Origin of the sequence: Halobellus sp. H-GB7 (assembly GCF_030848585.1) — an archaeon.
In the GTDB taxonomy this organism is placed as follows: Archaea; Halobacteriota; Halobacteria; order Halobacteriales; family Haloferacaceae; genus Haloquadratum; species Haloquadratum inordinatus.
The window spans coordinates 687,133-707,312 of sequence record NZ_JAVDDW010000001.1 but is presented as its reverse complement, the minus strand read 5'-3'; the positions used below and the strand labels follow the sequence as shown (position 1 = coordinate 707,312).

22 protein-coding genes are annotated in these 20,180 nt (G+C 67.6%); 13 read left to right on the top strand and 9 right to left on the bottom strand.

Going from position 1 to position 20,180, the window contains the following annotated elements; genetic code table 11:
* Window positions 1–60 precede the first annotated feature (60 nt).
* Window positions 61–975 (top strand): hypothetical protein, encoded by a 915-nt coding sequence (locus RBH22_RS03800; RefSeq protein WP_306676574.1) that lies wholly within the window; start codon window positions 61–63, stop codon window positions 973–975.
* A gap of 21 nt (window positions 976–996) precedes the next feature.
* Here RBH22_RS03800 and RBH22_RS03795 read toward each other — a convergent pair whose 3' ends face one another.
* Entirely contained in the window at window positions 997–2,433 is a 1,437-nt protein-coding gene (locus tag RBH22_RS03795; RefSeq protein ID WP_306676573.1) for a PQQ-dependent sugar dehydrogenase, read from the bottom strand.
* 276 nt (window positions 2,434–2,709) lie between these two features.
* On the opposite strand from RBH22_RS03795, the gene RBH22_RS03790 reads away from it, so the two are divergent.
* The 3 genes from RBH22_RS03790 to RBH22_RS03780 all read left to right on the top strand — a co-directional run bounded on the left by RBH22_RS03790 (window position 2,710) and on the right by RBH22_RS03780 (window position 5,163).
* Window positions 2,710–3,618 (top strand): ABC transporter ATP-binding protein, encoded by a 909-nt coding sequence (locus tag RBH22_RS03790; RefSeq protein WP_256288398.1) that lies wholly within the window; start codon window positions 2,710–2,712, stop codon window positions 3,616–3,618.
* Complete coding sequence (locus RBH22_RS03785; protein ID WP_256288397.1) at window positions 3,615–4,376, top strand: ABC transporter permease; 762 nt, start codon at window positions 3,615–3,617, stop codon at window positions 4,374–4,376. The genes RBH22_RS03790 and RBH22_RS03785 overlap by 4 nt, the downstream gene beginning before the upstream one ends.
* A gap of 127 nt (window positions 4,377–4,503) precedes the next feature.
* Complete coding sequence (locus RBH22_RS03780; protein ID WP_256288396.1) at window positions 4,504–5,163, top strand: bifunctional 4-hydroxy-2-oxoglutarate aldolase/2-dehydro-3-deoxy-phosphogluconate aldolase; 660 nt, start codon at window positions 4,504–4,506, stop codon at window positions 5,161–5,163.
* 61 nt (window positions 5,164–5,224) lie between these two features.
* Here RBH22_RS03780 and RBH22_RS03775 read toward each other — a convergent pair whose 3' ends face one another.
* The 5 genes from RBH22_RS03775 to RBH22_RS03755 form a co-directional block, all read right to left on the bottom strand.
* Complete coding sequence (locus RBH22_RS03775) at window positions 5,225–6,853, bottom strand: PH domain-containing protein (RefSeq protein ID WP_256288395.1); 1,629 nt, start codon at window positions 6,851–6,853, stop codon at window positions 5,225–5,227.
* Window position 6,854: 1 nt separating this feature from the next.
* Entirely contained in the window at window positions 6,855–7,322 is a 468-nt protein-coding gene (locus tag RBH22_RS03770) for a PH domain-containing protein (protein ID WP_306676572.1), read from the bottom strand.
* 8 nt (window positions 7,323–7,330) lie between these two features.
* Entirely contained in the window at window positions 7,331–7,789 is a 459-nt protein-coding gene (locus tag RBH22_RS03765; protein ID WP_256288393.1) for a CopD family protein, read from the bottom strand.
* A gap of 221 nt (window positions 7,790–8,010) precedes the next feature.
* Window positions 8,011–8,691, bottom strand: coding sequence for a DUF2071 domain-containing protein (locus RBH22_RS03760; protein ID WP_256288392.1), 681 nt, complete (start codon window positions 8,689–8,691; stop codon window positions 8,011–8,013).
* 70 nt (window positions 8,692–8,761) lie between these two features.
* A complete protein-coding gene (locus RBH22_RS03755) occupies window positions 8,762–9,628 on the bottom strand; it encodes an inositol monophosphatase family protein (RefSeq protein ID WP_306676571.1) in 867 nt (288 codons plus the stop codon).
* 154 nt (window positions 9,629–9,782) lie between these two features.
* Here RBH22_RS03755 and RBH22_RS03750 point away from each other — a divergent pair, with 154 nt between their 5' ends.
* From RBH22_RS03750 to trxA, 7 genes are all read left to right on the top strand, one after another.
* Entirely contained in the window at window positions 9,783–10,298 is a 516-nt protein-coding gene (locus RBH22_RS03750; protein WP_306676570.1) for a macro domain-containing protein, read from the top strand.
* Between the two features lie 11 nt (window positions 10,299–10,309).
* Window positions 10,310–10,552 (top strand): hypothetical protein, encoded by a 243-nt coding sequence (locus RBH22_RS03745; protein WP_306676569.1) that lies wholly within the window; start codon window positions 10,310–10,312, stop codon window positions 10,550–10,552.
* A 193-nt stretch (window positions 10,553–10,745) separates the two neighbouring features.
* Window positions 10,746–12,278, top strand: coding sequence for a glycerol kinase GlpK (gene glpK, locus RBH22_RS03740; RefSeq protein WP_256288388.1), 1,533 nt, complete (start codon window positions 10,746–10,748; stop codon window positions 12,276–12,278).
* Window positions 12,279–12,284: 6 nt separating this feature from the next.
* Window positions 12,285–13,358 carry a hypothetical protein gene (locus RBH22_RS03735; protein WP_306676568.1) on the top strand — a complete coding sequence of 358 codons (1,074 nt, stop codon included), beginning with the start codon at window positions 12,285–12,287 and terminating at the stop codon, window positions 13,356–13,358.
* A gap of 130 nt (window positions 13,359–13,488) precedes the next feature.
* The gene (locus RBH22_RS03730) at window positions 13,489–13,863 is read left to right on the top strand and encodes a helix-turn-helix domain-containing protein (RefSeq protein WP_121568394.1); all 375 of its coding nucleotides are present in this window, start codon (window positions 13,489–13,491) and stop codon (window positions 13,861–13,863) included.
* The gene (locus RBH22_RS03725; protein WP_256288386.1) at window positions 13,863–14,156 is read left to right on the top strand and encodes a hypothetical protein; all 294 of its coding nucleotides are present in this window, start codon (window positions 13,863–13,865) and stop codon (window positions 14,154–14,156) included. Before RBH22_RS03730 ends, RBH22_RS03725 begins: the two co-directional genes overlap by 1 nt.
* 81 nt (window positions 14,157–14,237) lie before the next feature.
* On the top strand, window positions 14,238–14,675 hold the full coding sequence (trxA, locus tag RBH22_RS03720) for a thioredoxin (RefSeq protein WP_256288385.1): 438 nt from the start codon (window positions 14,238–14,240) through the stop codon (window positions 14,673–14,675).
* 171 nt (window positions 14,676–14,846) lie between these two features.
* Here the strand turns inward: trxA and RBH22_RS03715 are convergent, their stop codons facing one another.
* Complete coding sequence (locus RBH22_RS03715; RefSeq protein ID WP_256544910.1) at window positions 14,847–15,029, bottom strand: hypothetical protein; 183 nt, start codon at window positions 15,027–15,029, stop codon at window positions 14,847–14,849.
* Here RBH22_RS03715 and RBH22_RS03710 point away from each other — a divergent pair.
* Entirely contained in the window at window positions 15,014–15,982 is a 969-nt protein-coding gene (locus RBH22_RS03710) for a ribose 1,5-bisphosphate isomerase (protein ID WP_256544909.1), read from the top strand. The two genes, RBH22_RS03715 and RBH22_RS03710, sit on opposite strands and share 16 nt — an antisense overlap.
* Window positions 15,983–16,043: 61 nt before the next feature.
* Complete coding sequence (locus RBH22_RS03705) at window positions 16,044–16,637, top strand: hypothetical protein (RefSeq protein WP_306676567.1); 594 nt, start codon at window positions 16,044–16,046, stop codon at window positions 16,635–16,637.
* A 28-nt stretch (window positions 16,638–16,665) separates the two neighbouring features.
* Here RBH22_RS03705 and rbcL read toward each other — a convergent pair whose 3' ends face one another.
* Both rbcL and RBH22_RS03695 read right to left on the bottom strand, forming a co-directional pair.
* Window positions 16,666–17,925, bottom strand: a complete 1,260-nt coding sequence (gene rbcL / locus RBH22_RS03700; protein WP_256544907.1) for a type III ribulose-bisphosphate carboxylase — start codon at window positions 17,923–17,925, stop codon at window positions 16,666–16,668.
* Between the two features lie 120 nt (window positions 17,926–18,045).
* A complete protein-coding gene (locus RBH22_RS03695) occupies window positions 18,046–20,088 on the bottom strand; it encodes a DEAD/DEAH box helicase (protein WP_306676566.1) in 2,043 nt (680 codons plus the stop codon).
* Window positions 20,089–20,180 lie beyond the last annotated feature (92 nt).

Below are 20,180 nucleotides of genomic sequence, written 5' to 3'. Positions count from 1 at the left end.
CTCGTGAACTGATCCGCGAGCGGCGCACACGCTTTTCAGCGCCCGAGACGTAGATCGAATATGGCCTCAAGAGACCCCGCAGACGAGGACCTTCCGGCGCTCCTCGACGATCTTGACCGGACGCTCGCAGCGCTTCGTGACGAACTTCGCGAGGCCGACGATCCCTCCCGACAGCGCGCCGAGACGGCCGACGACAGCCGCCTCGGAGGCGAGAGGGGGCGACGGAGAGGCACTCGTCCGCGCCCGCCGTCGCTCTCGGAACTGTTCCGGTTCACCGAGCAGTACACCCTCCCGACGCTCATCGCCACGCTGGAGACGGCGATCCAGTCGCTCGAACTGCTCCGCGGAATGCTCCGGCTCGCGGACCCCGAGCGGTCGGCGTTCGAGCGGAGCGACCGAGCGCGCGGGTCGTCGACGGTGCGCCTGAGCGACGGCGTCGCGGGCGTGGGCCGGGGCGCTGTCTCGGGCGTCGAGCGAGCGCTCTCGGAGCTTCAGACCGCGCTCTCGGAGTCCGACCTGCCGGAAGAGTCCTCGCGGGAACTGCTCGAAGACGCCCGTCGGCTCTCCGCAGAGGTGTCGACGCGCCTCGCAGAGACGTCCCGCGAGAGCGACGCCGAGCGGTATGGGTACCGCCGCGATGAGAGTCCACAGGAGAGAGATGACTCTCTCGATCAGGACATCTCCGAATCCGGAGGGGTCGAAATCGACGTTATAGACGAGTGTGACCGTCGCGAGCGCGGAAGTCACGAACGCGAAAGTGTAGCCGACGGCGAGGAAGAGGCCGGTAACGGAGAGCGGGCCGACGAGACGTCTGCTGACGCGCCCGAAGTCGACGTCGAAGCCGAACTCGCCTCGATCAAAGAGGACGTCGAACCGCGCGAGGAGCGATCGGAGGAGAGCGACGACGACACGCCGGCGACGTCGGATTCAGCGGAAACAGCGGGCGACGACGAAGACGAGGTCTCCGAGTCCTGAATCTGGCGGCAGCCGCCCACGCTATGGCGCGACGAGACGAGCGACGCGACCGCTGTCGCCCTCGCCGCCGGTTCGCCCGGTCGTGAGGACGTAGAGGTCGCCGTCCTGGTCGCGGCCGAACCCGAGCACGTACTGTCCGAGATCAGTATCGCCGACCACCGAGACGGGCGCGATATCCCACGGCGGCCGTGCACCCGTATCGACGGCAAAGAGTCGACCGCGCGCGAGGTAATCCGCGAAGACGTACGCGCCGCGCAGGTCGTGGAGCGTCTCGGAGTTCACGACGAAGCCGCCGATGATCGAGACGCCCGAAATTCCGCCCTCGTCGTGTGAATATTCGGCGACTGGGTCGACTAGGGGCGTGCCATCGGGCGTCGTCGTCGGGCAGGAGTCCCGGCGGAAGCAGTGTGCGCCCTCGCGCACGTTCCAGCCGTAGTTGCCGCCGCGTTCGACGAGGTTCAGTTCCTCCCAGGCGCCTTGGCCGACGTCGGCGACGTAGAGGTCCTCGCCGAAAAAGGAGAGCCGCCAGGGGTTCCGAAACCCCCAGGCGTACTGCTCGTCGAGTCCCTCGCGACCGACGAGCGGGTTGTCCGACGGGACCGCGTAGGGTTTGTCACCGTCGGCGCCGTCGACGCCGCCGCGCCCGTCGACGTCGATCCGGAGGACGCTCCCCAGCAGATTCTCCGTGACGTCCTGGCCGTTCCCGCCGTCGACCGCGTCGTACCAGTCTCCGACGTGACCCGTCCCGACGTCGTTGGCCGCGCCGCCGTCGCCGAACGGCACGTAGAGGTAGCCATCCGGGCCGAACGCGACCGCGCCGGCGTTGTGGTTGCCCTGGGGTTGGGGGACTTCGAGTACAGTGCGCTCTCGGTCGGCGGCGGCAGTGCGTGCGTCCGGGTCGACGGTGAACTCCGCCAGAACTGCTGTGTGGCTGTAGTTGCCGGGCGTTCCCGCTCGCGGCGCTGCGCTGTAGCGAACGTACAGCCGACCGTTGTCGGCGAAGTCCGGATGCGCGGCGACGCCGAGGAGGCCGCGTTCGCTCCCGAGCACGACGCGATCGGAGATGTCGAGAAACGGCGTCTCACGCCGCCCCTCGTCGGTGAGATCCCAGATCCGGCCGTCGCGGTCGACGACGAATCGACGGTCGGTGCCCGCGGGCGCGACGAAATCCAGCGGCGCTGCGAAGCCCGACGCCACGGGGTCGAGCGCGACCCGCGCGTCGGCGAGCTCGGGTCGCGGCCCGTCCGTCTCCGTCGGTTTCGGGACTCGCGTCCCTGCCCCACCCGTCTCGTCGGTCGTCGACCCATCCATCGCCGTCCCGCCCTCGTCAGTTCCCGCGCCCGGCCCATCTGTCTCGGTTGCCTCGTCAGATCCGCTCGGAGAGCTACAGCCAGCGAACGACGCGAATCCGGCGGCGACGCCCGCGCGAAGGAATCGGCGTCTGCGGAGTCGATCCATACGGCGACGGAAGGGCCGAACCTACAAGGGTAGTTCGTCCGGGCCGTAATAGGGATTCTCGTAACTGTTCGGAGACTCTCGCCGTATCGTCCGGCGAGACATCTATGGAGACTCACGATAACCCCTATAAGCACTCGTCCGTCGGAAGGTACTCATCCGTCGGAGAGGGCTCGTCCGTTCGGAGCCAACTCGTCCGTCCGGGCTCCGGTCCCGATCAACCGTCGCTCGGAGAGCGAATCCGAACCCCTTACCACCCGACGGACCCGACGCAGAAGTATGACAGCGGCACTCGTCGCCGAGGACGTTCGGAAGTCCTACGGCGACGTGACGGCCCTCGACGGCGTTTCGCTGGAGATCGACCCCGGGGAGGTGTTCGGCCTCGTCGGCCCCAACGGGGCCGGAAAGACGACGCTGGTCCGGGCGTTGACCGGGACCACCGAAGTCGAAGGAGAGATATCCGTGCTGGGGAGTGCCCCCGACCGAGTCGAGGAGTCACAGATCGGACTTCTCCCGCAGTCGTTCTCGCCGGCGGGCCGACTCACGGCGCGCGAACTGGCCCGGCAGTACGCCGGCCTCTACGACGAGGCACGCGATCCCGACGCCGTCCTCGCCGACGTCGGTATCGACGGCGAGACGGCCGAGCAGTGGTACGAGACGCTCTCGGGCGGGCAACAGCGTCGCGTCTGCGTCGCCATCGCGCTCGTGAACGACCCCGACGTGCTGTTTCTCGATGAACCGACCACCGGGATCGACCCCGCGGGGCGGCGCGCGCTGTGGGGGCTACTCGAAGACCTCGCGTCCGGGGGGACGACGGTGCTTCTCACGAGCCACTCGATGGCAGAGGTCGAGCGGCTTTCGGACCGCGTCGGCTTCTTGAGCGACGGTCGCCTCGTCGCGCGCGGACCCCCGCGTGAACTGGTCGAGGCGCACGGCGGACGGAGCCGGCTCCTCTTCGAGACTGACGCGTCGCCGGCGACTCTCGACGCGTCCGGCGTCGGCTACGACGTGTCGGCGCGGAACGGCCACCTCGTCGTCGAGGACGTCGGCCCGCGCGAGATCGGTGACGTCGTCGCCGCCTTCGAGAGCCAGGGCGTCGAATTCGAATCGCTGACGTGGAAACAGCCCGATCTCGAAGACGTGTATCTCGAACTCACCGGAACGTCGTTCGAGGAGGCGGAACGATGACTCGGCTGGGTCGGATCCGCGCGGAGTTCACCGCCTCTTGGCACGCCTTCCTCCGGCGCCGGACTGCGGTGTTCTTCACGTTCTTCTTCCCGGCGATCATCGTCGTGATCTTCGGCGCGCTGGTACAGACCCAGCCGACCGGGGGCGGCCTGTTCGCCGAGCCGAAGGGCTACTACATCGCGGGCTATCTCGCGGTCGTCGTGCTGTTCACGCCGCTGTCGCGCGTCGGGAGCACGGTCGCTCGCTATCGAGAGGGTCGCCGCTTCGAGAAACTGGCGACGACGCCGCTTTCTCGCGTCGAGTGGCTGCTCGCGCAGGCGCTCGTGAACGTCGTGGTGATCGGCGTCGCGGCGCTGCTGCTGCTCGCGCTCTCGATCCTCGTCACCGGGACGGCCATTCCGGCGACGCCGGCGACGCTGCTCGTGGTCCCGTTCGTCGCGCTCGGCGTCGTCCTGTTCTGCGGGCTCGGGGCGATCATCGGCCGCGTCGCGGACTCACAGGACGGCGTCATCGCGGCCTCGAACGCGATCGCGCTGCCGCTTTTGTTCCTCTCGGAGACGTTCGTCACGCCCGATCTCCTGCCCGCGTGGTTCCGCCCGGCGCTCGGCTTCTCGCCGCTGACGTACGTCGCCCGCGGCATCCGCGCAGTGACGTACGCCGACGCGACGACGGTCGCGCTCCCGAACCTCGCCGCCGTCGTCGTGCTCGCGATCGCGTTCTTCGTCGCCGGCGCATTCGCGGTGCCGCGGACAGACTGACGCGTCGGCTGACGCGTGCGGTGCCGCGGACGGGCCGGAAACGACGCACGCCGGACCGCGCGCACGCTGGACCGCGGCCATCGCGCCGCCGGGATTTATTCTCGCAGACGCCGAGTCCGTAGACGAGATGGTCACTCCCGACACGAACGAGGATGTACAACGACTGGTGGACAGCGGCGTCGTCGCGGTGATGCGGGGGGCCGACGCGGACACGATCATCGACGTCGCGTCGGCGCTGGCTGACGGGGGCGTGACCGCCTTCGAGATCACGGCCGATAACCCGGACGCGATGGACCTCATCGCGGAGGTGTCGGCGTCGTTCTCGGCCGAGGAGGCGATCGTCGGCGCGGGGACGGTCCTCGATGCCGCGACGGCGCGCGCGGCCATCGCCAACGGTGCCGAGTTCGTGGTTGGCCCGACGTTCGACGCAGGGGTCGTCGAGACGTGCAACCGCTACGGGACGGTGGTCGCGCCGGGCGCTCTCACACCGACCGAGGCGCTCGACGCCTACGAGGCGGGCGCCGACCTCGTCAAAGTCTTTCCCGCGTCGTCGATGGGGCCGGACCACCTGTCGAGCATCGCCGGCCCGCTGCCGCAGATTCCACTGATGCCGACCGGCGGTATCGACGTCGACAACGCCGCCGACTACATCGACGCCGGCGCGGTGGTCGTCGGCGCGGGCAGCGCACTGATGGACGACGAGGCGATCGCTGCGGGCGATTTCGAATCGATCACCGAGACCGCACGGGAGTTCACACGCGTCATCGACGCGGCACGTGAGAACTGACACACCGGAGGTGTGGAATCCGTTCGGGCAGCGCTGTCTCCGCTTGCCGCCGGTTCCGCCGTCACGCGTCTGTGGAGCCGGACTCGTCCGGAGCGCCTGAATCGTCCGGTCCGCCCTCCGCGGACGAGCCTGAGACCGAGCCGTTCGACGTCGCGTCTGCGGCTTCGTCGACGCCGATACCCGCCCGTCCCGCCCGATAGGCGTCGACGGCGCGGCCGAGGCGGGCTTCGAGTTCTGCGCGCAGTTCGTCGGCGCGCTCGCCCGAGACGTCGACCGCGGCGGCGTCTTGTCCTCCGAGCGAGAGTGACCCTGCGGTATCGACGGTAACCGTCGCGAGACCGAGTCGCCGCTGGAAGACCGTCCGGGAGTCGATCACGGTCTGGATCCGGTAGTAGGGGACGATCTTGGTCTCCCGCTGGAGCACGCCGTTCCGGGTGACGACGTGCTGGTCGCCGAGCCAGTGGCCCCGATGCTTCCAGGTCGCGTGCGCGAACCCGGCCGCGGCCGGAACCAACAGCAGCAGCGGCCACAGCGGGAACGAGACTGGGAGTAGCGATCGAGCGGCGTAGAGCACGGCCGCGAAGACGCCGACGACAAGCAGATATCGGACCAGATAGCGACGCCGCGCCCGCGTTGGCGGCCGCTGGAAGTCGACATCGCCGAGGGGTTCGAGTTCTTCGACGAGAGTCAGGACGTGCTGGCGCTTGGCGAGCGGGATCGCCGCTTCCGAGCCGCGTGACCCGCCGCCAGAGCTTCCGCCGGGGGCGTATCCGGCCGTCTCGATGTACAGCGTCGCGTAGCCGAAGTGCCGCTTGAGGGGGTTGTCGGCGATCGTCAGCGTCTGGATCTTGTCGAACGGGATCGACCCGTCGTAGCGCTGGAGGAGACCCCGCTCGTACTGTAACTCGTCGCCCGAGCGAACGAGGCGGAAGTCGTAGTACTCCACGATGGCCGCGACGGCCCCGACGATCCAGGAGACGACCGCGACGCCGACGAGCACGGCCGCGGCGACGCCAACGAGCGTCGTCCCGCGGACCGTCGTGAGATACGCCGGGACGATCGTGGACCCGACGGTCGAGACGAGCACGAAGAGGACACCCGGAACGCGGGGATCGACCGAGAGCGCGCCGAGGATGGCGAGTTCGCTCCGATCGAGCGCGAACAGTTCCTCGAGTTCCGGTTCGACGGCGCCACGTTCGGCCGCTTCGGTCGCCTCGCCCTCCTCGCCAGTGCGCTCTGCCTGCCGTTTCAGCCGCGGGAGCTCCCGCTGGAGGCGCTTTGCCTCCTCGAAGGACACGAACCGCAGTTGGGCTTCGGTGTCGCCTCCTCCGGCCGTCTCGAAGGAGACGACGGCGATCCCGAGGACGCGCTGTATGACGTTCCGCGAGATGTCGACGTTCTGAATCCGGCGAAGCGGAATCTCGCGGCTGCGCCGGGAGAACACACCGGAGTCGATATCGAGCGTGTCGGCGGTGAGTTCGTAGCTGAACCGCCGGACATAGGCCGTCTCGTAGGCGATGAGGCCGAGGGCGGCGAGGCCGGCGACCAGCAAGAGGACGATCGGGCCGGCCGGGCCGAGGCCCGGGATCTCGAAGCCGCCGCCGAGGCCGAACGCGAGCGCGACGGCGATGCCGCTTCCCCGCTGCAGCACGCGATAGGGAACCGACAGCGGTGAGAGCGACTGCGGCATCTCAGACCGCGTCCTCGCCCTCCGAGCGGATCGCCAGTCGTTTCAGCCGCTCGCGGAGGTCGTCTGCATCGTCCGGTGCGAGGCCCGGAATCGACACGTCGGCCCCGCGAGAGCCGGCCGTGTAGACCACGGTGCTCGCGAGGCCGACCACGCGCTCGATCGGCGACCGAGAGGTGTCGACGTGCTGGACGCGGACGAACGGCACGACCGTCCGAACTCGCGTGAGCACCCCGCGTTCGAGATACAGCGAGTCCTCTCGGACCTCGTAGCGCCAGACGCGGTAGCGGGCGAGCGCGACGACGACGCCGAGCGCACCGAAGCCGACGAAGACGCCGATCGGAGTCCACCCGGGGAGCCACGGCGGCGCGAGGATCCGCTGGACGGCGAGGGCGACGCCACCCAGGACGGCTGCGGTCAGGACGGCCCGCGCGACCCAGAGAAGTCGGACGCGGGGATGCAGACGGTTCATTGTTGTGTTCAGTACGGGACGAGGCCAGCCGAAAGCAGGCCGGCGTCGACGAGCAGGAGGATGCCGACTACTGCAGCGGCCCGGAAGATCGTCGTCACCGACTTGGCGGGCGTGCGGACGCGCTTCTCCTGTAGGCCGCCGACGAGTCGGCTCCGGCCGATCTCGACGAGCGCGGTGAACACAAGCCACAGCGCGAGCATCGCGAGCACGAGGTGACCGCGTCCAGTGCCGGTGAGCGATTCGATCGTGTAGCCCGTCCCGGCGAGGTGACCGCCGGTCAGGAACATCACGACCGAGGCCCCACGCGACAGATAGACCAGCCGATCGGCGATCTTCTCTAAGGGCGCCGCGTCCAGCGCACCTTCGACTGCGGCCGGAAGAATCGCTCCGGCGACGAAGACGACGCTGCCGACCCACAACGCCCCCACGAGGACGTGCAGGGTCGTCATAACCGTGTCAATTACCATACTGGCGCAAAAGGATCGACGGCGCTTGAAACCCGGCGGTTCGTGTCGGCGTCGATGTCCACGTCTGGTCGGCGCCGCGTGTCGTGTGCCGACGCCGCGTGCAACACCCGCACCTGGAGAAACTCATACTGTCGGACAGAAGGATGTGAAAATTATCAGCACCCCGTGGGTGCCAAAATGATTCGCGAACTGCTGTCCGACAGCATCAGACACCGAAAGACTCAGACCGTCCGGATTCGCTCGGCCGTCACTTCCGTGCCCGGCGAGTAGTGGACGAGTGGGTCGCCGGCGGGCCGCTCGAATCCGTCGGCCTCGAACAGCGTGTTCGTCTCGATCTCGACGGTTCCCTCGACGAGCGGCCACGGCGGGTGGGCGATGTCGCCGTAGTAGAGGCTCGCGCCGTCCGTATAGAAGCGGTAGTTCTCAGTCAGGAAGTGTTCCAGCGTCCCCGCCTCTGGCGTAAACTGCTCACCGGTCGGGCGATACGTAGCCTCGAAGTGTGCCGGCCGAGCGCCGGACTGCGTGCGGCGACTACGGAGGGTCACGGCGTCGTCTTCCCGCGAAACACGCATCTCGGCACTGAAATACGGGAGCCGAAAGAGCCCCCGGGCGACGAGCACGCCGAGGCGGTCGTCCGCGTCGAGGCTGAAGAAGTAGACGCTGTGATCGTCGCGTCCGGGGCGCGTGACGTACGTTCGGAGGTTCAACTCCGGGAACGAGAGGCCGAGCGGGGCCCCTCGCGGCCGAATGTCCTCCATCACGAAGCCGACGACGCCCAGCCACGCGTCGCCGTCGTACGTCGCCACCTGGAGACCCTCTGGTAGCCGAGCCGACACGACGGCGGGGTCGACCGGCCAGTGTGCGAACAGCGCGTCGCGCCACCGCATCTGGAGGAGGTCCATACCGAGCGTAGGCACCCCGGACACTTGCGGCTTCCCTGTGTGTGAGTCCCTTTCGCACTCTCCTGTCGCCTCACTCGATCGCTCCGGACGCTGCGTCGACGAGCTGATCCAGTTTCGTCCGGTCGGTCGCGGCGACGTAGAGCCCGCCGACGCCGGTCTCCGTGGTGCCGTGTTCCGTTGCAGCGTCCGTTGACTCGTCGGCGTCGTCCAGTGCGGCGACGTCGACATCGAGCACCCGGCTCTCGACGCCGCTCTCCGCCGCGAGGAGTTCGCCCGCGTACTGCTCGTAGACGTCCGGCAGGAAGGCGACGAGGCCCTCGATCCCGCCGCGGGCGAGGAGACCCCAGTCGACGCAGGGCGACCACGTGTTGATGACGCGCTTGCAGCGCGCGTCGACCGCCGCTTCGACGCGCTCGGCAGCCGCACGGCGCTCGTCGTCGCGGACGGCCGGCAGCCCGACGACGAATGAGACGGTCGACTGCGAGAGCGAGAGATCGCTCTCGGTGCTGAGGAGTTCGCCGTCGGCAGTCGCCCCGCCGTCGCGTCGGGCGAGATACAGCGAGTCCGGGAGGGGTTCGTAGATCGCCGAGACGAGCGGCTGGCCGTCGCACAGCACGCAGGCGGCCGTGGCGAACGAGGGGATCCCGGCCGCGAAGTTGTTCGTCCCGTCGAGCGGGTCGACGACCCACTCGTAGCGGTGCTCGCCCGCGCGGCCGGACTCCTCGCCGTGGACGGCGTGGTCGGGGTACGCGTCGTGGATCACGTCGAGCGCGCGGTCCTCGGCTTCCCGGTCTGCGGCCGACTTCACGTCGTCGGTGCCGTACTCGGCCTCGATCGAGAGGTCGCGGAAGGCGTCCGCCAGATAGTCGCCGCCGGCGCGGACCGCCCGCGCGGCGACGGCCTCCAGCAACGCCAGGTCCGACGATCGACCGTTCATACCCGCGACACGGAGCGAACGCGACAAGAACTGTTCGGTTTGTGAACGTGTTTGGATCCTACGCTTCGTCGTCCGTTCCCGGGACAGAACCCCGCTGTCGGGCGCGTCCGCTGCTGGAACCGACGCTTTTCACGACGCCGGCGTAAGAGAGCGTATGGAGTTCACAGTCGTTCAAGGCGACATCGCGGCGGAGTCCGCGGACGCCCTCGTCAACGCGGCGGGAACGAGCCTCCAGATGGGATCCGGCGTCGCTGGCGCGCTCCGTCGAGGCGGTGGTGAGGCGCTCAATCACGCCGCAGTTGCGAAGGGGCCCATCGACCTCGGCGAAGTCGCCGTCACCGACGCGTACGACCTCGACGCCGACTACGTGATCCACGCCGCCGCGATGCCGCACTACGGCGACGGGCAGGCGACGGCCGAGAGCATCCGCGAGGCGACGCGTCACGCGCTGGAACGCGCCGACGAACTCGGCTGTGAGTCGCTCGTGATCCCGGCGCTCGGCTGTGGCGTCGCCGGCTTCACACTGGAAGATGGAGCGCGAATTATCGCCGAGACGATCCGGGCGTTCGACCCCCGGTCGCTCACCGGCGTGCGGTTCATCACGTACGGCGACGACGAATACGGGACAGTCTCCCGCGTCGCCAGCGAACTCCGCGAGGAGCACGCCTGACTGCCGGGGCCGTGCACGTTCCAGACGACGCCCCCGCGCGCTGTCCGGTGTGTGAGGTCGAGTACGATTCGGTGTCGGAACACGACGCCGGCCTCCTGGTGAACCTCCTCGACAACGAACGGTACCGACGGGTCTGTTTCGATCCGGTTCTCGTCGATGGCGAAGCCCGTGTTCGGTTTTATCATCACACACACGAACAGACAGCGCCTACCGACACCCAGGAGACGACGCCGGTCGACGGCCACCTCGAATAGCAAGGGCCTCGAAATTACGACCTCGGATATACAACACAGTTAATTATATTATATTTAATAGCCTTGAGTCGTACAAACATTCAGATTAAACAGTAATAACATAGTTTGTAAGTAAAATTTATTACTCAGTGCCGTGTTCTTCTTTCTCAGACCGGGGGCAGACGCAGAACGCGTTCCGTCCCGAGAGCACACAATGGCAGACACGTATATCGGTTCGATCGACCAGGGAACGACAGGAACGCGATTTATTATCTTCGACCACGACGGGAACGTGGTCGCCAACGCCTACGAGAAACACGAACAACACTACCCGAACCCCGGATGGGTCGAACACGACCCGATGGAAATCTGGGAGAACACGCAGGACGTCGTCGTCCGCGCGGTCGAGGAGGCAGGCATCGAGGCGACGCAACTCGAGGCACTCGGCATCACGAACCAACGGGAGACGACGGTCGTCTGGGACGCCAACAGCGGTCGACCGGTCTGTAACGCGTTAGTTTGGCAGGACCGCCGGACGACCGAGCGGATCGAGGAGTTGGAGGCGGCCGAAAAAATCGAGTGGATCAGAGAGAAGACGGGCCTCGAAGCCGACGCGTACTTTTCGGCGACCAAGACCGAGTGGATCCTCGACAACGCCGACCCGCTGAAGATGCAGCACTCGCGCAGTGACGACCTCCGCGAGCGCGCCGAGGCAGGCGAGCTGATGATGGGGACGATCGACACCTGGCTCATCTACAACCTCACCGGCAACCACATCACGGACGTCACGAACGCCTCGCGAACGATGCTGTACAACATCTGGGATATGGAGTGGGACGAGGACCTCCTCGCGGAGTTCGACGTACCTGCCGCGATGCTCCCGGAAGTCCGTCCGTCGTCTGACGAACGCCTGTATGGACACACGGACCCGGACGGGTTCTTGGATGCATCCGTTCCCGTTGCCGCCGCACTGGGTGACCAACAGGCCGCGCTGTTCGGGCAGACCTGTTTCGACGAAGGGGACGCGAAGAACACCTACGGCACCGGCTCGTTCTACCTGATGAACACTGGGACGGAGGCTGTCAAGTCCGATCACGGCCTCCTGACGACGGTCGGGTTCCAGCTCTCCGGCGAACCCGTTCAGTATGCTCTCGAGGGCTCGATCTTCATCACGGGGGCCGCGATCGAGTGGCTCGAAGACGTCGACCTGATCAACAACGCGGCACAGACCGCAGAGCTCGCTCGGTCGGTCGATTCGACGGACGGCGTGTACCTCGTACCGGCGTTCACAGGTCTCGGGGCTCCACACTGGGACGGCCGAGCCCGCGGGACCATCGTCGGAATGACGCGGGGGACGCGTCGGGAGCACCTCGTCCGTGCGACGCTGGAATCGATCACGTACCAGACCCGTGACGTCGCCGAAGCGATGGAGGCCGACTCGGGCATCGAGACCAACTCGCTCCGGGTCGACGGCGGCGCGGTGAAGAACACGTTCCTCTGTCAGTTGCAGTCGGACGTCCTCCAGACCGAAATCGTCCGCCCCGAAGTCGACGAGACGACTGCGCTGGGTTCGGCGTACGCTGCCGGGCTTGCGGTCGGCTACTGGGACACGAAAGAAGAACTCAGAGCGAACTGGCAGATCGACCGCGAGTTCACACCGCAAGAGGGCCCCGAGACGATCGACCAGCGGTACGAGCGCTGGGGCGAGGCCGTGCAGCGCTCACTGGACTGGGCCCGGGACGAGTGAGGAGCGATGACGGATTTCCTCCTTCAGATACCAGTCTTGGGGCTGGAGTTCGACCGGCTCGTAGTGTTACTGATCGCGGCCTTCGCGGGGGGCGCGTTCGGTGCGGCGATCGGTGCCCTGCCGGCGTTCATCTTCACTGGCTTCGTCGTCTTCCTCGGGGAGGGACTCGCCATCCTGCAGCGCGAAGTCTCGGGGCTGGACCTCGTCCCCCAGGGTGAGCTGGCGACGGGCGTGACCGGCGTCATCGGATTCGGGGCGGTGACTGGTCCGCACATCAGCTTCGCGGGTGGCGTCGCTGCGGCGGCGTATGCGGCAAAGCGGTATCCCGAGATGGAACCGGACGGCTGGGCCTATCACTTCGGAAAGAACATCGGATTCGCGCTCGGCCCGAAATCGGACATCTTGGCTGTCGGGGGCCTCTTCGGTGTCCTCGGGCTCTTGGTGACGCGACTCGTGGGTGGCCTCGGTCTCCCGACGGACGGAATTGCGGTATCGGTCTTCGTGACGGCCATCATCGCGCGCGTCGCCTTCGGGTACTCGATCCTCGGCCAGGTCGGTGGCACGAGTCTGTTCGATATGTCGCCCTTCGAACGGGAAGAACCACGTGTTGCACCCGACGGGGGGACGATCGAGAGCCGTTTGGCGACGGAGCCGTGGCTTCCACACCAGTACGAGTGGAGCGGCGTTGCTGCACTCGGCGTGGTCGCCGGGGTCCTCAGCGGGTACATCTGGCTCGAAACCGGGAGCGTGTTTATGGGCTATGCGATCTCCGCGATCAGCCTGCTGTTCCTCAACCTCGGCGTCGATCGGATTCCCGTCACGCACCATATGACGCTTCTTGGGTCCGTCGGGGCGATTCTCGTGATGCCCGCACTCGGGAGCGAACCGGCGGCGTTGCTCGCTGCGGGCGCGCTCGGTGGGATCACCGGAGTCGTCGCGGAAGTGAGCCAGCGGGTGTTCTACTCCCACGGCGAAACGCACGTCGACCCGCCGGCGATTTCGATCGCCGTCGTGATGCTGGCCGTGGGCGTCCTGTATCTCCTCGGGCTGCTTCCCAACGCCGGCTACCTCGGCCTGTAGCTACTATCGAAACCGTCGGTTTCGGCGCTGCTTTTTCAGGTTTGCGGCCGAAGCCGCGCCCGCCGTCGTGCGTGTTGCCGGCGTCGCGGATCCCAGGGCATTAATAACGTCGCTTGCCGAGGGTTCGATAATGGCGCGCGAGCCGTCCGCAGAGGAGCCAGCGGACCTTCAGTCAGTACTCGATGCGCTCGACGACGTTGACGCCAGAGCCATCATCAAGGCGCTGGACGAACCGCGGACGGCGAGTGAACTCTCCGAGGACTGTGACATTCCGCTGTCGACGACGTATCGAAAGCTCGACTTACTGACGGAGGCGGAACTCCTCGAAGAGGGCACCGAGATACGGTCGGACGGACACCACACGACCACGTACGCCGTCGCGTTCGACGAGGTCCGCATCGCTCTCACGGAGTCACGAGAACTCGACGTCCAGATCGCCTACTCCGAGCAGGGCCCCGAAGAACGACTCGCGGATATCTGGACCGCAGTACGGGAGGAAACATAATGGCACACACGACCGCATCGACAAGCATCGCAACGGGAATCGTCGTCGTGAAGACGGGCATCCTCATCCTCGGCGGGCTCATCACGTACTTTTCGCTGAAGGCCTACCGAAAGACGGGCGCGCGACCGCTCCGGGCGTTCTCGCTCGGATTCGGAGTCATCACCCTCGGTTCGCTGCTGGGTGGGACCTTCGACTTCATCCTCGGCGTCGACCTCGCGACCGGCATCCTCATCGACGCGACGTTGACGTTCGTCGGCTTCGCCGTCATCACGTATTCGTTGTACGCCGACTGACCGTCGGACGCTGAGTGACGCGGTGTGTATTGTCTTTCGCTTGCAAAACTGTTTTATTTTAGGCCTCCCTACGGAAGGTCGATGAGCGAGTCACAAGGAACAGACGACGAACTCGACGAGATCCGCGCCCAGAAGCGCGAAGAACTGGCCTCGAAAGTAAACGACGACGAGCCGGCTGAAGACGACGAGAGCGCGACGGTCCCGTCCGAGCCGGTCCACGTACACGGGTCCTCGGAGCTTCAGGACGCTGTCTCGAAGTACGACGTCGTCCTCGTCGACTTCTACGCGGACTGGTGCGGACCGTGCAAGATGCTCGAACCGACGGTCAAATCGCTGGCACAGTCCACAGACGCCGCTGTCGCGAAGGTCGACATCGACCAGAACCAACAGCTCGCACAGCAGTATCAGGTCCGAGGCGTCCCCACGCTGATGCTGTTCAGCGACGGCGAGGCCGTCGAACAGGTCGTCGGCGTCCGCGACGAGTCGACGCTCCGGTCGCTGATCGAGCAGTACCAGTAAGGACTAGTCGCGCCCGGTAGCGCTCCCCTAACCCCCGATCCCCGACCCCTAACTCCCGATCCCCAACCACCGTAGTCTCCCCCCGTCATTTCCGCTCGCCCCGAACGACGCTGCGGCGAGGCCCACGTCGCCGACGTTGCCGGCCCTGGCACCCCGCCGGTGAGTCGACGGTCAGGCGCTCCCACCCCCCGTTCCCAGGCCCCACCGCAACGCGAGTACGCCGTTGTCAGAGCAGGCTCGCACGCGATCGGCGACGCCGTCGACACCGGCCATCGCGTCGTCGGTGAGAGTGCTGGGGTCGGGAGCGCGCTTTTCACGCGCCCCTGCGAAGAGCCTGTATGAGCGATCCCGCACCAGATGTCGAGGTCGCGGAGGCGGTCCACCGGACGGCCGAGGACATCGGCTCGATGGAGATCCGCGGTGCGGCCACGATCGCTGCCGCCGCCGCCGAAGCACTCGGCGCGCAGGCAGACGCGAGCGACGCGGACTCGCCGGCAGCGTTCCGCGCCGAACTCCGCGCGGCCGCTCGAATCCTCTACGACACCCGGCCGACGGCGGTGAGCCTCCCGAACGCCCTCCGGTACGTCTTTCGCGACGTGGACGGGCGAACGGTCGAGGATCTCCGCGAGAGCGTTCACACGAGCGTCGCCGAGTTCTGCGACCGCCTGGACACGGCCCAGAGCGACCTCGGTCGAATGGGGGCGAACCGCCTCCGCGACGGCGACACGGTTATGACGCACTGTCACTCCACGGACGTCCTCGCCTGTGTCGAGACCGCGGTCGAACAGGGCAAGTCGCTGTCGGCGTACGTCAAGGAGACGCGGCCGCGGAACCAGGGCCACATCACGGCGGAGGCACTCTCCGAGATGGGCGTCGACGTGACGCTCATCGTCGACTCCGCGGCACGCCGCTACCTCAACGACGTCGATCACGTCCTCGTCGGCGCAGACAGCATCGCGGCCGACGGCTCCGTCATCAACAAGATCGGGACGAGCGGGCTCGCCGTCAACGCCCGCGACCGGGGAACACCAATCGTCTGTGCGGCTCAGACGATCAAACTGCACCCCGACACGCTCACCGGCCACACCGTCGACATCGAGATGCGGGCCGAAGAGGAAGTCGTCGACGAGGAGACGGCCGCCGACATCGGCGATCCGACGGTGCTGAATCCGGCCTTCGACGTGACGCCGCCGCGGTACGTCGACGCGATCGTGACCGAGCGCGGGCAGTACCCACCCGAGAGCATCGTCACGCTGATGCGCGACCTGTTCGGCGAGAGCACTAGCGACCCCTGGGCGGAACCGTAACGCTACCGCACCGCCACCAACCACAGAAGAGTTTTACCGGCGCACCGGCCATCTCGCGTCGATGGCGACTCCCCCGCATCTCTCTCCAAAGCTCGTCGTCGGAGTCGGTTCCGTGGCCCTCGCGCTCGTCGCGGCGTGGGCGACGATGGCGACGTCGGGCTACCCCACGAATCACGCCCTCCGATCGTGGCCGGCCGTCCTGGTCGGACGCCTGCGACGAGAACTCCCCCGCGGCGATCACCTGACCGCCGCGTGGGCTGCGATCGCGATCTGGTCGGTCCTCGTTTCGGGGCTGCACTTCGGCGGCGTCTATTACAACGTCTACACGGTACTGCCGTGGTGGGACCTGCTCACGCACGCGATGGGTGGACTCGGCGTCGCCGCGCTGCTCGGCGCCACCTTCCGCGGACCGACGCTCCGCTCGCCGTTCTGGGTCGTCCCCGCCGTCCTCGCGATCGGAGCCGGATTCGAGGTCTACGAGTTCGTCTTCAAGACGTTCTGGCACCACTGGACGCTCGGCTTCTACGTGGTCGATACGATCATCGACCTCGTCGTAAACACGAGCGGCGCCGGTCTGTTCGCGGTCGCCGCGACGCTGTATCGTCGTCGCAGCGCGGTCGACGAGCGCGGATCGGTCGGCGCGCGGTCGGATTGAACGCGTTTCTCGGCTCGGACGCGGGTGACTATCGCGGCGTCTCGGTGCCCCACTTGTCGATCGCCGTCCGGAGCGCGGGGCTCTCGTCGGCTTTCGACTCCAGCGAGCGGTCCTCGGCGTAGGCGTCGACGGCCGCGCGGAGCGCCTTCGCGCCCTCGTGGGTGCCGTCGGGATGACCGTGGATGCCGCCGCCGGCCTGCACGCAGACGTTCGTCCCCGTCGCGTCCAGCAGATCCGGGACCAGTCCGGGGTGGAGGCCGCCCGAGGCGACCGGCAACACGTCGTTGAGGCCGTAGAGATCGTCGCGGAGCCACGCGTTGATGCCGACGGTGTCCTCGTTCGCGAGTTTCCCGAGGCCGGCGGTGCCGGTGTGGAGCTGGTCGACGCCGACGAGGCGAGCGATCTGTGCGAGGACGCGCATCGAGACGCCGTGGTTCGGCAGGCGGTCGAACGCGGCGTGCATCGCCCGGTGGGCGTGGATCGCGAGTCCGAGTTCCTCACAGCGCTCGCGCACTGACTGGACGGCCGCCCAGCCGGTGGTGATCACGTCGACCATCACGTACTCACAGCCCTCCGCGGCGACCTGGTCGACGCGTTCGAGCATCTCGTTGGTGTCGGCGGTGACGTTGATGAGGTAGGACTTCTTCTCGCCGGTTTCGTCTTCGGCGCGGTCCCGCTGGGCGAGACTCTCGACGAGGCGGTCGTGGAAGGGATTGAACGCCTGGTCGGTGAGGTTCTCGTCGTCTTTCAGGAGGTCGACGCCGCCCGTCCACGCCTCGTAGCCGACCTCGGCGTGCTTCTCCGTCGAGAGCCCGACCTTCGGCTTGGGGACCGTCGCGAGGATCGGCCGGTCGTCGACGCCGAAGATATCCTGGCGCACTGACGAGCCGAACTGCGGTCCCGCAAACGACGTCGCGAGGCCTTCGGGCCACTCGCAGTCGAGGAGGCGGATCGTCTCGACCGCCTTCATCCCCATAATGTTGCCCGCGATGCACGAGAGGATCTGCGGCATACTCCCGGGCTCGAAGAGCCCCTCGGGGTAGGCCACTTTGATCTCGGCGTCGCCGTCGCCAGTCTCGATGTCGAACGCGGTCGCGCCCATATCGGTGAAGCCCTCGCCCGTCGGGAGCGCGGCCCACGTTCCGTTGGAGGACTCCGAGGCGACGCGGGAGGCGGCGTCTTCGACGGACATCCCCTCGGCGGGGTCGATCCGGAACGTACAGACCAGATCCGCGTCGGCGGGGTCGTACGACAGGTCGATGAAATCCTCGTAGGTGATTCCAGCCATAGGGGACCGATTCACGCCCTGGACTGATAAATTTCGTCGCCGAATCGCGTACGGGCAGGCGAATCCAGCGGACTGCGTGGGGTTCACTGTCTGGACTCCGAGCCGACCACCCGGCCCTCGTTACGGTCGGCTTCGGTCGGGGTTCTCGGCGTCGTCTCCGGACTCTCCGAGCTCGTGTCGCACGCGCTCGAAGACGTCGACATCCGCTTCGAGCGTCCGCGCCACGGCGTCGGCGGCCCCGAGGAGCCACGTCGCGCGTTCGACGTGGGACTCGACGTCGCCCGGTCCGATCCGGTACCGCTCGACGAGCGTCTCGATCGTCGCGCCTTCGCTCCACTCCAAGAGGATACGCGCCAGTTTGACCGCACAGAGCCACGCCTCGAAGTCGTCGGCCTCGTCGGGCGCGGTCGTGAACTCCGCGGCGTGCCGCGTCGCGTACCGATAGATGTCGGCGCGTTCGCGGTTCCCGAGGTACGTCCCGCGCATATCAGGCGTCGCGCAGACGGCCCCGAGCGCGGTGCGGGCGGTGACGTCGGCGGCGGCCATCGACTCGATCGCCCGCACGGCCGCGACGAGTCTCGCGCCGGTCTCGGGGCGGACGTACTGGCGCGACACCGTCGCACCGAGGTCGGTCGCAGCGAGGGCGTCGCCGCCGCGCTCGCTGGGTGGGCTGGCATCCGCGGCGCCGACGTCGAGTAGGTCCATCGCGGCCAACTCGTCGGCGACGTCGTCGAGGAGCCCCGACAGATCGACGTCGGGCGACTGGTGCGCGAAGAACGTCGCATCGAGCAGATCGAGCACGCCGGGCTTCGAGTCGGCGAACCCCGAGGCGACCACCGAGAGGACGTGCGTACGGAGCGCCTCGCGCGCGGTCAGTTGGGACTCGACCGCTTCGGGGCCGGCGTCGACGTAGCGGTCCCAGAGCCGGTCCGCCGTGCGCTCGTCGCCGACGAGGACCGCTTCACCGTACGGATCCAGGTGCGGGCGGCCGGCGCGGCCGCACATCTGGTGGACTTCGAGGACCGGCAGCGGACTCATCTCCTCGCCGGTGTAGCGTTCGAGGTCGCGGACGACGACGCGGCGTGCGGGGACGTTCACGCCCGCCGCCAGCGTCGGCGTCGCACAGATCACGCCGAGCGTCCGATCTCGGAACGCGGACTCGACAAGCGCGCGGTGCTCGCTCACGAGCCCCGCGTGGTGGAATCCCACGCCGGATTCGACCGCCGCAGCCAGTCGCCGGCCCGTCTCGGTGGCGCCGCTGTCGCGGATGTCGTCCGCGAGGTCCGCTGCCGACGTAGCTCCCGACGCGGCACCGTCCAACGTCGTCTGGGCTGATCCGGGCGCGACGAGGTCTTCCTGCGCCAATCGCGTCGCGAGCGCCTCCGCTTCCCGGCGTGAGCGAACGAACGCGAGACACTGGCCGCCGTCGTCGATCGCGTCGGCGACGAGTGCCGCCGTCACTTCGGTGTCGTGATCGTCGCGTTCGTCGTCGGCGTCGACGTCGACCGCGAGCGTGCTGTCGTCGTCGAAGGCGACCGAGCCGTCGGCGTAGACGCCCGTGCGGAGGGAGACGGGCCGCCACGTCGACTCGACGAGTTCGGCGTCGAGCCAGTCCGCCACGTCGTCGGGGTTGTCGATGGTCGCCGAGAGCGCGACGATCTGGACGCCCGGCGCGCGCCGCTGCAGCGTCGCGAGCGTCACTTCGAGCGTTGGCCCGCGGCGCGGGCGACCCAGGAGGTGGACCTCGTCGACGACGACGCAGGCGAGGTCTTCGACCCACGACGCGCCGTTGCGGATCGCGGAGTCGACCTTCTCGGCGGTCGCGACGACGATGTCCTCGTCGCCGAGTTCCTCGGCCGGCGAGTCGAAGTCGCCCGTGGAGATACCGACGCTGACGCCGGGGAGTTCCGCGAACGACTCGTACTTCTCGCGGGCGAGCGCGCGCAGCGGGACGACGTACAGCGCCGGACCGTCGGCGGTCAGCATCGCCAACTCCGCGATCAGCGTCTTTCCCGACGCCGTCGGAATCGCGGCGACGACGTTCGCGCCCTCGGTGATGCCGGCGTCGACAGCGGCGGCTTGCGGCGGGTACAGTTCGTCGATCCCCGAGTCGCGGTAGTGCCCGCGGACGGCCGCGGAGACGGGGAGATCCCGGACGTGCACGTCTACGAGTGGCGTCGGTATCGTATAAAAATTCGCGGGCGGAGCGAAGCGGCTACCCGCTCACAATGCGCGTCGTGGTGGGCAGATTGCCA

Coding starts and splice junctions, on each gene's coding strand:
- RBH22_RS03800 (WP_306676574.1), top strand. CDS start 61: ATGGCCTCAAGAGACCCCGCAGACGAGGACCTTCCGGCGCTCCTCGAC.
- RBH22_RS03795 (WP_306676573.1), bottom strand. CDS start 2,433: ATGGATCGACTCCGCAGACGCCGATTCCTTCGCGCGGGCGTCGCCGCC.
- RBH22_RS03790 (WP_256288398.1), top strand. CDS start 2,710: ATGACAGCGGCACTCGTCGCCGAGGACGTTCGGAAGTCCTACGGCGAC.
- RBH22_RS03785 (WP_256288397.1), top strand. CDS start 3,615: ATGACTCGGCTGGGTCGGATCCGCGCGGAGTTCACCGCCTCTTGGCAC.
- RBH22_RS03780 (WP_256288396.1), top strand. CDS start 4,504: ATGGTCACTCCCGACACGAACGAGGATGTACAACGACTGGTGGACAGC.
- RBH22_RS03775 (WP_256288395.1), bottom strand. CDS start 6,853: ATGCCGCAGTCGCTCTCACCGCTGTCGGTTCCCTATCGCGTGCTGCAG.
- RBH22_RS03770 (WP_306676572.1), bottom strand. CDS start 7,322: ATGAACCGTCTGCATCCCCGCGTCCGACTTCTCTGGGTCGCGCGGGCC.
- RBH22_RS03765 (WP_256288393.1), bottom strand. CDS start 7,789: ATGGTAATTGACACGGTTATGACGACCCTGCACGTCCTCGTGGGGGCG.
- RBH22_RS03760 (WP_256288392.1), bottom strand. CDS start 8,691: ATGGACCTCCTCCAGATGCGGTGGCGCGACGCGCTGTTCGCACACTGG.
- RBH22_RS03755 (WP_306676571.1), bottom strand. CDS start 9,628: ATGAACGGTCGATCGTCGGACCTGGCGTTGCTGGAGGCCGTCGCCGCG.
- RBH22_RS03750 (WP_306676570.1), top strand. CDS start 9,783: ATGGAGTTCACAGTCGTTCAAGGCGACATCGCGGCGGAGTCCGCGGAC.
- glpK (WP_256288388.1), top strand. CDS start 10,746: ATGGCAGACACGTATATCGGTTCGATCGACCAGGGAACGACAGGAACG.
- RBH22_RS03735 (WP_306676568.1), top strand. CDS start 12,285: ATGACGGATTTCCTCCTTCAGATACCAGTCTTGGGGCTGGAGTTCGAC.
- RBH22_RS03730 (WP_121568394.1), top strand. CDS start 13,489: ATGGCGCGCGAGCCGTCCGCAGAGGAGCCAGCGGACCTTCAGTCAGTA.
- RBH22_RS03725 (WP_256288386.1), top strand. CDS start 13,863: ATGGCACACACGACCGCATCGACAAGCATCGCAACGGGAATCGTCGTC.
- trxA (WP_256288385.1), top strand. CDS start 14,238: ATGAGCGAGTCACAAGGAACAGACGACGAACTCGACGAGATCCGCGCC.
- RBH22_RS03710 (WP_256544909.1), top strand. CDS start 15,014: ATGAGCGATCCCGCACCAGATGTCGAGGTCGCGGAGGCGGTCCACCGG.
- RBH22_RS03705 (WP_306676567.1), top strand. CDS start 16,044: ATGGCGACTCCCCCGCATCTCTCTCCAAAGCTCGTCGTCGGAGTCGGT.
- rbcL (WP_256544907.1), bottom strand. CDS start 17,925: ATGGCTGGAATCACCTACGAGGATTTCATCGACCTGTCGTACGACCCC.